The 9761-nt window shown below is 71.1% G+C and carries 9 protein-coding genes and 1 pseudogene; 4 read left to right on the top strand and 6 right to left on the bottom strand.

The genetic code is table 11. The annotated features are described in order from the left end of the window. From CCN51_RS37820 to CCN51_RS59405, 3 genes and pseudogenes are all read right to left on the bottom strand, one after another. Window positions 1–557: pseudogene (locus tag CCN51_RS37820) on the bottom strand (AAA family ATPase); the annotation flags it as partial. A 35-nt stretch (window positions 558–592) separates the two neighbouring features. Beyond that, window positions 593–1408: an AfsR/SARP family transcriptional regulator gene (locus CCN51_RS37815; RefSeq protein WP_014176508.1), complete on the bottom strand. Its 816-nt coding sequence runs from the start codon at window positions 1406–1408 to the stop codon at window positions 593–595. A gap of 23 nt (window positions 1409–1431) precedes the next feature. Next, window positions 1432–2160 (bottom strand): TetR/AcrR family transcriptional regulator, encoded by a 729-nt coding sequence (locus tag CCN51_RS59405; protein ID WP_014176509.1) that lies wholly within the window; start codon window positions 2158–2160, stop codon window positions 1432–1434. Between the two features lie 138 nt (window positions 2161–2298). Between CCN51_RS59405 and CCN51_RS37805 the strand changes: the two genes are divergently transcribed. Further along, window positions 2299–2919 (top strand): malonic semialdehyde reductase, encoded by a 621-nt coding sequence (locus CCN51_RS37805; RefSeq protein ID WP_014176510.1) that lies wholly within the window; start codon window positions 2299–2301, stop codon window positions 2917–2919. A gap of 75 nt (window positions 2920–2994) precedes the next feature. Here the strand turns inward: CCN51_RS37805 and CCN51_RS37800 are convergent, their stop codons facing one another. Genes CCN51_RS37800 through CCN51_RS37790 form a run of 3 tightly spaced genes read right to left on the bottom strand, consistent with a single transcriptional unit; the run spans window position 2995 to window position 7263 of the window. After that, the gene (locus tag CCN51_RS37800) at window positions 2995–3393 is read right to left on the bottom strand and encodes a nuclear transport factor 2 family protein (protein WP_014176511.1); all 399 of its coding nucleotides are present in this window, start codon (window positions 3391–3393) and stop codon (window positions 2995–2997) included. Window positions 3394–3436: 43 nt separating this feature from the next. Continuing rightward, window positions 3437–4381, bottom strand: a complete 945-nt coding sequence (locus tag CCN51_RS37795) for an NAD-dependent epimerase/dehydratase family protein (protein ID WP_014176512.1) — start codon at window positions 4379–4381, stop codon at window positions 3437–3439. 56 nt (window positions 4382–4437) lie between these two features. Next, complete coding sequence (locus tag CCN51_RS37790) at window positions 4438–7263, bottom strand: AMP-binding protein (RefSeq protein ID WP_043486807.1); 2826 nt, start codon at window positions 7261–7263, stop codon at window positions 4438–4440. A 279-nt stretch (window positions 7264–7542) separates the two neighbouring features. On the opposite strand from CCN51_RS37790, the gene CCN51_RS37785 reads away from it, so the two are divergent. From CCN51_RS37785 to CCN51_RS60270, 3 genes are all read left to right on the top strand, one after another. Further along, window positions 7543–8427, top strand: coding sequence for a DUF4097 family beta strand repeat-containing protein (locus CCN51_RS37785; RefSeq protein ID WP_014176514.1), 885 nt, complete (start codon window positions 7543–7545; stop codon window positions 8425–8427). Next, the gene (locus CCN51_RS37780) at window positions 8427–9485 is read left to right on the top strand and encodes a PadR family transcriptional regulator (protein ID WP_014176515.1); all 1059 of its coding nucleotides are present in this window, start codon (window positions 8427–8429) and stop codon (window positions 9483–9485) included. Before CCN51_RS37785 ends, CCN51_RS37780 begins: the two co-directional genes overlap by 1 nt. A gap of 132 nt (window positions 9486–9617) precedes the next feature. After that, window positions 9618–9761: helix-turn-helix domain-containing protein (locus CCN51_RS60270; protein WP_425444787.1), on the top strand; the 144-nt coding region annotated here is incomplete at its 3' end.

Raw genomic sequence — 9761 nt, 5'->3', positions numbered from 1 at the left:
GGAAGAGGGTCGGTGGCGGGGGCGGCCGGGGACGGCCATCCGCCGGCGCGCTCCCGGACCCGCCGCGCCACCTCGGTCACCGACAGCCCGCTGGTGTCCACGCACACGTCGCCGATGCCGCTCGCGTCCATGGCCTCGGCGTCCCGCGGCGCGTCCGCCATGACCACGGTCGACCCCGTACGCCCCAGCAGCCGCCGCCTCAGCTCGTCCTGGCCGACCCGCAGCCGGCATACGGTCAGCGCGGCGCCCGGGATTTGGTCGGCGATCCGGTCGACGTGCACACCACGAGCGGTGTCGACCACACCGGACACGACGACACACCGTGCGCCCGCCGCCCGGTAACCGGCCACCACCGCACCGACGTTCCGCGCCTGCATCAGGTGGCGGCCCGGGTCCGACGCCGGTTCGGGGTAGCAGATGCCCACCTGGTCGACGTCCACATAGCCGGCCGCGACACCGGCCCGCCCGAGCTCGGCGTAGATCTCCCAGCCGACCTCGGACTTCCCCACCCCCGGCGGGCCGCACAGCCACAGCACGGGGATCGGCTCGCCGCTCACCGCGACACCACCCGTTCCCGTTACGCAACCATCTGTCACGCCACCACCGGGCCCCGCCCCGGCGCCCCCGCCTCGTAGTCCAGCCGCGGGTCGGACGCCAGCACCGCCTGCTGGAGGCGCTGCAGCTTCGCCGACGGCTCGATTCCCAGCTCCTCCGTCATGGCCAGGCGCAGCCGCTGGTAGACCGCGAGGGCGCGGGTGCGCTGGCCGGAGCGGTGGAGGGCGAGCATGTAGTGGCCGTGCATGCCCTCGTGGAAGCGGTGCTCGACGACGAGCGAGGCCAGGTCGCTCAGCGCCTCCTGGTGGCCGCCGAGCCGCAGCCGGGTCTCGATGCTGCGCTCGGTGACCGTGAGCCGGGACTGTTCGAGCCGGGCGACCTCGGCCTGCAGGGGGCGTCCGTGCGGCGCGACGTCGACCAGGGCCGGGCCCTGCCAGACGGACAGGGCCTGCCGGAAGGCCGTATCGGCGGCCCGCTCGTCGCCTGCCTCCAGCGCGTGCTCGCCCTCGGCTACGCGGTCGCGGTAGCGGTGGACGTCGAGCTGGCCGTAGCGCAGCGCCATGGCGTAGCCGCCGGGCCTGGTCTGCAGGACGTCCCGGGCGACCGCGGCCGACGGGACGCCGAGCGCCTGGGTGAGCAGCTTGCGCAGGTGCAGGACGTACGTCTGGAGCGTGGTCAGCCCGGTGCGCGGCGGCCGCTCGCCCCACAGCTCGGTCATCAGGGACTGTACGGGCACCATCCGGCCGTCGTTGAGCAGCAGCAGGGACAGGACCTTGCGCGGCTTCATCGCGCTGGGCACCGCCGACTGGTCGCCGTGGCGCAGCGTCAGCGGTCCGAGGACGCTCACATGCATGGGTGGAGCCACCTCCTCACACATCACCTGCGGTACGCGCGTACGAACAGGTCGGCGGCCCTCTCGCAGATGACCGCGGCTTCGTGCCCGGGGAGCGGGCGGGTGCCGTACATCGACTGGTGCAGGCCCTGCTGGACGAGCAGGGCGACGAACTGGCGGGCGACGGTGGCCGGGTCGTCGACGCTCAGCTCGCCGCGCGCGGTGCGGTGGGTGAGCAGGTCGACGAGGTGTGTCACGAGCTGCTGGGGCTCGCCGTCCGCGCAGGCCGGGCGGAGCGAGGGATGGCGGGCCACCTCGGAGATGACCAGGCGGCGCAGTGCGGAGGCGCGCTCGTCGAGCAGCACCTGGAGCACCCGGTGGCCGAAGGAGACCAGGGCCGTCCCGGCGTCTGCCGCGCCCTCGCCTCCGGGTTCGCCCTCGCCCCTGGCTTCGTCGGCGAGCTCAGGAGTGAGCTCTGGAGTGAGCTCAGGGGTGAGGCCGGCGGTGAGGCCGGAGGTGAAGCGGGCGGCCACGCGCTCCCGTTCGCCCTCGACGGCCGCGAGGAACAGCCGCTGCTTGTCCCCGAAATGGTTGTAGACGGTCTGCTTGGACACCCGGGCCTCGTCGGCTATGACGTCCACGCTCGCCCGGGTGTAACCCTCGCGCAGGAAGACGGCGACGGCCGCCTCCAATATGGCCTGCCGCTTGGCGGGCTGTGGGCCCGCCGGCCGGCCCACGGCGCCGCGTGGCCGCGGCGCGCTGTCCGTCCGCAAGGCTCCGTCCTCCTGACTCATCGACTCCGATGCGCACTTGCCCCGGGTGGACTTGCGAGTCTAGCCTTCCATCACTTCACTGGACTAGTCGGTCCAGTCCAAATAATTACGGCCCACGCCCCACGAGGAGAGAGCTCCATGAGCGCACCGGAGAACAGCGACGCCCTGCGCCCCCTCACCCTGGCGCCCGAGGCGCAGAACCAGCTGTTCCTGGAGGCCCGTACGGCCAACACGTTCACCGACGAGCCGGTCACGGACGAACAGGTCCGCGCCATCTATGAACTGGTCAAGTTCGCCCCCACCTCGATGAACCAGCAGCCGCTGCGCGTGGTCCTGGCGCGTTCCAAGGAGGCCCGCGACCGCCTCGTGTCCCATATGACGGGGCGCAACCAGGAGAAGACGGGGAAGGCGCCGCTGGTCGCGGTTCTCGCCGCTGACCTGGACTTCCACGAGGAGCTGCCCAAGCTGGTGCCGTTCATGGAGAACCCGCAGGACATCTTCGCGGAGCCGAACGTCCGCGAGGCCTCCGCGCGGTTCAACACCGCGCTGCAGGTGGGCTACTTCATCCTGGGCGTGCGTGCGGCGGGGCTTGCCGCCGGGCCGATGATCGGCTTCGACCAGGAGGCCGTGTCCAAGGAGTTCTTCGAGGACGGCCGGCACCGGGCGGTGTGCGTCGTCAACATCGGCAGGCCGGGACCCGACGCCTGGATGGGCCGGCTGCCGCGCCTGGAGTACGACGAGGTCGTCACCACGGTGTGAGCGAGCCGCCTCAGATACGGACCGCCTGTGCCCCGACGGCGGGGCACAGGCGGTCGCCCTGCTGATTCCCGGAACTCAGCTCTCGATCAGCTCATGGAACGCGACGGTGTCGAAGATGTCCTCCATCCTCGTCGCCCTGCCGTCCCGCATCGTCCAGGAGTGGACGAAGTTCAAGGTCGCGGTGGTGCCGGTGCGCGAGGTCACCTCGCGGGTGCCCAGGACGATGACCCGGTCCCCCTGCTCGATGAACTCCTGAGGGCTGAGCTTCATCCCGCCGAGCACGGTCGGGACATGAGCCAGGAATTCCTTGATCCCGGCATGGCCCAGCTTGGTGCCGCCGAGGCCGTACTTGGCCATCCCGTCCGGGTGCACCCACTCCACGTCCGGGTGCATCCCCGAGAGGATCCCCTCGACGTCCCGGTCGCGGAAGCCCGCGTAGCACGCCCTGATGGCCTCGATGTTCTGTGACGCCACGGTTGTTCGCATCTCCTCGGTGTCTTCTCGGTGTCTTCTCGGTTCAGGTGGCGGACGCGTCCGGGCGCGGCTTGACGTGGTCGGGGTACAGCGCCTCGAGGGTCTGCCGTACGCCCTCGCGCCACGGCACCCGGCAGGGGCCGGTGAGCTCCAGGCGCCGCGCGGGGTCGAACTGGTAGGTCTCCCGGGTGACCTCGCTGGGCACCAGCTTGGCCTCGACGCCGGTGAGCTCTTCGAGGTAGCGCACGCAGTCCGTCATGCCCACCGGTTCGTCACCGCCCCAGTTGACCAGCGTGGCGGGCACGGACGCGGCGGCCCACAGCTTGGGCACCTGGCTGACCAGGTCGTCGGTGTGCAGCAGCGAGCACCAGTTCTGGCCCTCCAGCGGCACCGGTATCGGCTCACCGGCCAGCATCCGCTTGAAGTAGAGCATCGGCACCCCGCCGTAGCCCCCGGGCCCGTACGCGATGTTGAGCCGGGCGATGGTGGTGGGCAGGTTCAGCACGCTCGCGAAGGCCCGTACGGCGCCTTCGGCGGCGATCTTGCCCACGGGGTAGGCGGGCAGCCAGTCGGCGACCCCGTCGACCGGGTCGTCCTCGGCGTACGGGTGGTCCAGGGTCTGCCGCTTGTAGAGCGCGCCGGTGGAGACGTACAAAAACGCCTCCGCGCCGCGGCAGTGGGTCATCAGCCGCCCGCAGGCGACGGAGTTGACCTCGACCGCGGCGTTGAAGTCACCGTCCTCGCCGCGCCGCACCGCCGAGTGGATGACGTGGGTGAAGTCGTCGGGGAGTCCGTCGTACGCGGCGCCGCCGAGGTCGTTCATGTCCCAGTGGTACGTCCTGATCCCGCGGGCTCTCAGCTCCTCCTCGACGCCCGGGGTGGCGAACCGGCCCAGACACCAGACCTCGTTGTGCTCGGCCAGCGCCTCGGCCACCGGGCGGCCGACCTGTCCGCTGCCGCCCGTGACCAGGATCTTCTTGCCTTTCAACGTGCTCTTCTCCTCTTGCCGGCGCTACTCGCGCGCTCGTTACTCGCCGCCGCTCGTCACTCGCCGTCGCCCAGCGCGCGGTCGAGCTCCCTGCGCAGAATGGCCTGGAAGGTCGCGACGTGCTGGGGCCCCATCAGGGTGTAGTGCTCGCCGGGCACGTCGATATAGCGGTTGGCCTCGGTGGTGTGCTCGTCCCACCTGCGCAGCTCGTTGTTGAGCCAGTCCTCCTTGGTGCCGCGCAGCGGGATGGCGTAGAAGACCGTCATCGAACGGGTGGTGCCGGTGGGCGTGTAGCTGCGGCCGAGGTCGGTGAGCCCGTTGGCGAGCTCGGCCCAGGCCGTGAACTTGTCCAGGTCCAGATCGAGCTCGGCCAGCCGGCCGGGCGGGGCGATCGTGAGGAAGTGCGCCAGTTGCTCCTCCTTGGGCAGCCCGCGCAGCTGCCCGGGGAGGTCGAGGGACTGCTTCTTGTTGATCAGGTCGAGGAAGAACGCGAGGTTGGTCGCGGTCTCGATGAAGTCCAGTTCGTCCATGCGGGACTTGATATGCGGCGGGAGGTTGAAGCTCCCGACGAAGTCGACGCGCTCGCCCTGCGCCTCCAGTTCCTTGGCGATCTCGAAGGCCACGGCGCCGCCGTACGAGTAGCCGGCGACTGCGTACGGGCCATGGGGCTGGGTGGCGCGGATGGCCCCGACATACGTGGCGACCATCTCCTCGAAGCTCGCGAAGGGCCGCTCGCCCTCGTTGAACCCCCTGGCGCGCAGCGCGTAGAAGGGCCGGTCGCCGACGAAGTACTTGGCGAGGTTGACGAAGACCAGGACCTCCCCGACGCCCGGGTGCACACAGAACAGCGGCGTCTTGTCGCCGGCGGCCTGCAGCGGGACCACCGGGTCGTACGCCGCGACCGCCGCCGAACCGCCCTCGCCGAGCCGGGTCGCGAGGGCGCGCACCGAGGGGGCGGTGAGCACGGTGATGATCGGCAGGTCCACGACGCCCAGGCGGCGGCCGACCTGGCGGCGCAGCCGCAGGATGTCCAGCGAGGTGCCGCCGAGGTCGAAGAAGCTCGCGGTGACGCTGACCTCGTCCGGGGCCATGTCGAACATCTCGGCGTAGATCTCGGCGAGCACCCGCTCGGTCTCGCCCTCCGGCGCGGTGTATCCGCCGAGTCTGCGGGTGGTCAGCTCGGCGACGTGCGCGATGACGTCGTCGAAGCCGCCGGACTCCAGGCGGATGCGCATCCGCTGGCGCAGCGTCTTGCCCAGGCTGGTCTTGGGGAACGCCTCCTTGGGCAGCGGCAGGACGAGGGAGGGCCGGAACCCCCAGTGCATCACCACGGTCGAGCGCACGGCGGTGAGCAGCCGGTACAGGCCCGCCTCGTCGCCCTCCGCCACCTCGGGGCCGACCGCGATCACCAGCTGCTCGGTGTCGCTGCCCGGCCGCCGGGTCGGGAAGGCCGCGACATAGCCGCCGGCCACGCCGTCCAGCTGCTCGAGCGCCGCCTCCATCTCATGGCTGAAGTAGTTGACGCCATTGACGATGATGCTGTCCTTGCTGCGCCCGACCAGGGTGAGCCGGCCGTCGTCGATACGGCCCAGATCGCCGCTGCGGAACCAGCCGTCGGGGGTGAAGGCCTCGCGGGTGGCCTCCTCGTTGTTGTAGTAGCCCGTCGTGATCATCGGGCCGCTGAGCTGCAACTCCCCCACCTCGCCCGCGGGCAGCGCGCGATGCTCGTCGTCGGCCACCCGGATGGTCAGCGCCTTGACGGGCGTGCCGAGGTTGGCGAACTCCTGGCCCGCGTCGGCGTCCGGGAAGTCGCGGTTGTAGATGCTGCCGGCGCAGGTCTCGGTCATGCCGAAAGCGGGCCACAGGGCGGACCGCCGCAGTCCGTACGGGGCGTAGTTGGCGAGAAACGCCTCACCGGTGGCGACGACATTGGCCTCGCCGCCGCTCACGATGTGGCGCAGCGCGCTCAGATCAAGCCGCTCCCCGTCTTCCCCGTCCTCCCCGCCCGACGCCGCCCCCTCTGCGAATTCATGGGCCGCGGAATTAAGCGGGCCGAGGAGGAAATTCGGGGTGAAGGTCATCGTCACCTTGTGGCGGGAGATGATGCGCAGGAACCGGTGCGGCTCCTCGAGGATGACGGAGGCCGGGGCGTGCAATTGGTTCGCGCCCACGTAGAGCGGCAGCAGATGCGCTTCCAGAAGCGCCGCGACATGGTCGTAGGAAATCCAGTTGAAGGTGGTGTCGGCGGCGGTGAGCCGCTGCTTGTCCGACTTCCCCGCCATGGATGCCAGAAGGTTTCCATGGGAGAGCATCACGGCTTTGGAATTTCCGGTGGAGCCGGAAGTCAGCACCAGCAGGGCGAGCTCTTCCGGCGCGGCCCGGTGGATGTCCGGCGCGGGTTCACCGCCGCCGAGCCCTTCCACCGGCGCCACGGCGAGCCCCGGCACATCGGGCAGCTCGGCGCGCGTCGCCTCGGTGGTGACCAGCAGCGGACGGTCGAGCAGCCGGTCGACATGGGCGAGCTGCGCGGCCCAGCGGGCGGGGTCGCCCGGCACCGGCGCCATGGGGCAGGGGACGAACCCGCCGAGCAGACAGGCCCAGAAAACGGAGAGGAATTCCCGCTGGTCATCCAGTAGCAGCGCGACCTTGTCGCCGGCCCTCAGCCCGCGGGACCGCAGGCCGGTGAGCAATCGGAGCGCGGAATCGAGAAGTTCAGCATAGGGCGTATAGGGCTGGCGTATGGATTCGCCCTCCGCACCGTCGGGCAAGTAGCCTACCCCCGAATAGGGGTACTCCACCGCTGCCCTGACCAGCAGCTGGGCCACGGAACGCAGTTCCTGGGCATCTTCGGGCGTTGAGTATTTCAAGGACTGTCTCGACATGACCCATTTGACCCTTCCCCCCCGATTCCGAGGCCCTGAAGGTAACAGCCTCGAACATTCGCACTCCATGACTCTCCAGTCAGGCTCTAGCGGCGCTCTAGCGAATCCCGGCCGGCCGCCGCCCGCACCGAATCAGCCACCCCGGCACCCCTGGGGTCACCGCTTGACTCCTCGGATCCGCGATATATCGTGTCTACTAGAAGACGCGATATGTTGCGTCGCGTCTGCCGCGGGGTCCGGTCAGGGGTCCCGCCAGCGCCCAGCCAGGGGAGGCCAGGGATGTCAGGCCAGTCCAAGTGGTCGTTGACCGAACCACAGAAGCTCACCTTCGACGACCTCGTATCCACCCTTCAGGTGCGCGTCGTGGGCGGCACCGTCAACGTCGTCGGGACCGACACCGGCCCCGCCCGCCTGGAGCTCACGGAGATCGACGGCCCGCCGCTGACCGTCACCCACGAGGACGGCACGCTGAAGGTCGGATACGACGACGTGCCATGGAAGGGCTGGCGCAAGTGGCTCGATCACAAGGGCTGGAACCGTACGGTCCATCTCACCCTCGCCGTCCCCACCGACACCAGCGCCTCGGTCGGCGCCATCGGCGCCGGAGCCGTCGTCTCCGGGCTCACCGGCCGCACCGATGTGCACGGCGTCACCGGCGACATCACCCTGCTCGGGCTGACCGGCCCGGTCCACGCCGACACCGTCTCGGGGCGGGTCGAGGCCCAGGCCGTCACCGGGCGGCTGCGCTTCAACTCCGTCAACGGCGACCTGACCGTCATCGAGGGCTCGGGCCAGTCCGTCCACGCGGACACGGTCAGCGGCGACATCGTGCTCGACCTCGCCGCCACGACCACCTCGGGCGGCGCGGACATCGCCCTCAACACCGTGTCCGGCGAGATCGCGATCCGGCTGCCGCACCCCGCCGACGCCGAGGTCGAGGCGCACACCACGAGCGGAGCCGTCTCCAACGCCTTCGAGGATCTGCGGGTCACCGGCCAATGGGGGGCCAAGCGCGTCTCGGGGCGGCTCGGCGCGGGCAGCGGCCGGCTCAAGGCCACCACCGTCACGGGCGCGATAGCGCTGCTGCGCCGCCCGCCCACCGAAGAGGACGCGCCGACGCGCCCGTCGCCCGGCCCTGACCGCCCCGAAGGAAAGGTCCTCTGATGGCCCCCGTATTCGCCCACGGCCGGCTGCGGCTCTACCTCCTCAAGCTGCTCGACGAGGCGCCGCGCCACGGCTACGAGGTCATCCGCCTGCTGGAGGAGCGCTTCCAGGGCCTGTACGCGCCCTCCGCCGGCACCGTGTACCCCCGCCTGGCCAAGCTGGAGGCCGAGGGGCTGGTCACGCACACCACCGAGGGCGGCCGCAAGGTCTACTCCATCACCGACGCCGGCCGTGCCGAACTGGCCGACCGCGGCGGCGAGCTGGCCGACCTGGAGGTCGAGATCCGCGAGTCCGTCGCCGAGCTCGCCGCCGAGATCCGGGAGGACGTACGCGGCTCCGCCAGCGATCTGCGGCGCGAGATGCGCGAAGCGGCGCAGCAGGCCCGTACCTCAGGCAACACTTCCGACACGAAGGGCGGGAAGCGCGGGCCGTGGGAGGGCCCGTGGGGGGACAAGGAGGCGTGGCGGCTGGCGAAGGAGGAGATGCGGCGCGCCAAGGACGAGTGGAAGGAGCAGGCGCGCCGGGCCAAGGAGGAGAGCCGCCGCGCCCGGCAGGACGCCCAGCGCGCCCGGCAGCAGGCGAAGGACGCCCAGGACCTGGCGCGCGAGGAGGTCCAGCGGATGGCCCGGCGGCTGCAGGAGCAGACGCAGGAACACCTGAGGACGGGCGACTGGCAGAGCGCCGTACGCGAGGGGCTGGCCGAGGTGTCGCGCGGCATAGGGCGTATCTCACGGCAGGGCGCGGGGGCCACGGAGCACGCCGAGCCGGAGTACGTCGTCGAGCGCGCGGACGCGCCCAAGGCGGCCGGGCACGAGCCCAAGGCTGCGGGACACGAGCCCAAGGCGGCCGGGCAGGAGCCCGAGTGGGCCCGGGACTTCACCCCGTCCCGCGACCCCGCCCGCGATCTGGACCGGCTCCTGGACCGCTTCCGCGACGACATCCGCGACACGGCCCGCGACCACGGCGTGAGCGCCGCCCACGCGGCCGAGGCCCGGCGGCGGCTCGCGGCGACCGCGGCGCAGATCACGGCGCTGCTGCGGGGGCAGGCGAAGGAATAGGCCCCCGCCCTCCCCATGCGCTGGCTATCCTTCGCCCTCGGCTTCCCCCCACTTCCGCCGCCTCGCCAGGTTCTCGCCCGAGTCTCATCCGAAGAGGTAAAAGTGACGCAGTACCAAGCCCTCGCCCGCCGCATGTGGCACCAGCTGGAGCCGGTGCACGCCAGCCTCTACTTCGCCCCGCAGGCGTACGAGGAGGCCGCGGCGCTCGGCTACGACGTCGAGTCCCGCTGGCCCAGCTACTTCGCCTGGCGGGCCGCCCCGCTGGGCGCGGTCGGC

The sequence above is a fragment of the Streptomyces milbemycinicus genome, from assembly GCF_002154605.1.
In the GTDB taxonomy this organism is placed as follows: Bacteria; Actinomycetota; Actinomycetes; order Streptomycetales; family Streptomycetaceae; genus Streptomyces; species Streptomyces milbemycinicus.
The sequence above is the reverse complement of the archived record's forward strand: the minus strand, read 5'-3'. Positions and strand labels throughout refer to the sequence as shown.

Bases quoted from the DNA above. Each gene is read 5' to 3' on its own strand.
- CCN51_RS37815 (WP_014176508.1), bottom strand. From the start codon at position 1,408: ATGCATGTGAGCGTCCTCGGACCGCTGACGCTGCGCCACGGCGACCAG.
- CCN51_RS37805 (WP_014176510.1), top strand. From the start codon at position 2,299: ATGAGCGCACCGGAGAACAGCGACGCCCTGCGCCCCCTCACCCTGGCG.
- CCN51_RS37790 (WP_043486807.1), bottom strand. From the start codon at position 7,263: ATGTCGAGACAGTCCTTGAAATACTCAACGCCCGAAGATGCCCAGGAA.
- CCN51_RS37785 (WP_014176514.1), top strand. From the start codon at position 7,543: ATGTCAGGCCAGTCCAAGTGGTCGTTGACCGAACCACAGAAGCTCACC.
- CCN51_RS37780 (WP_014176515.1), top strand. From the start codon at position 8,427: ATGGCCCCCGTATTCGCCCACGGCCGGCTGCGGCTCTACCTCCTCAAG.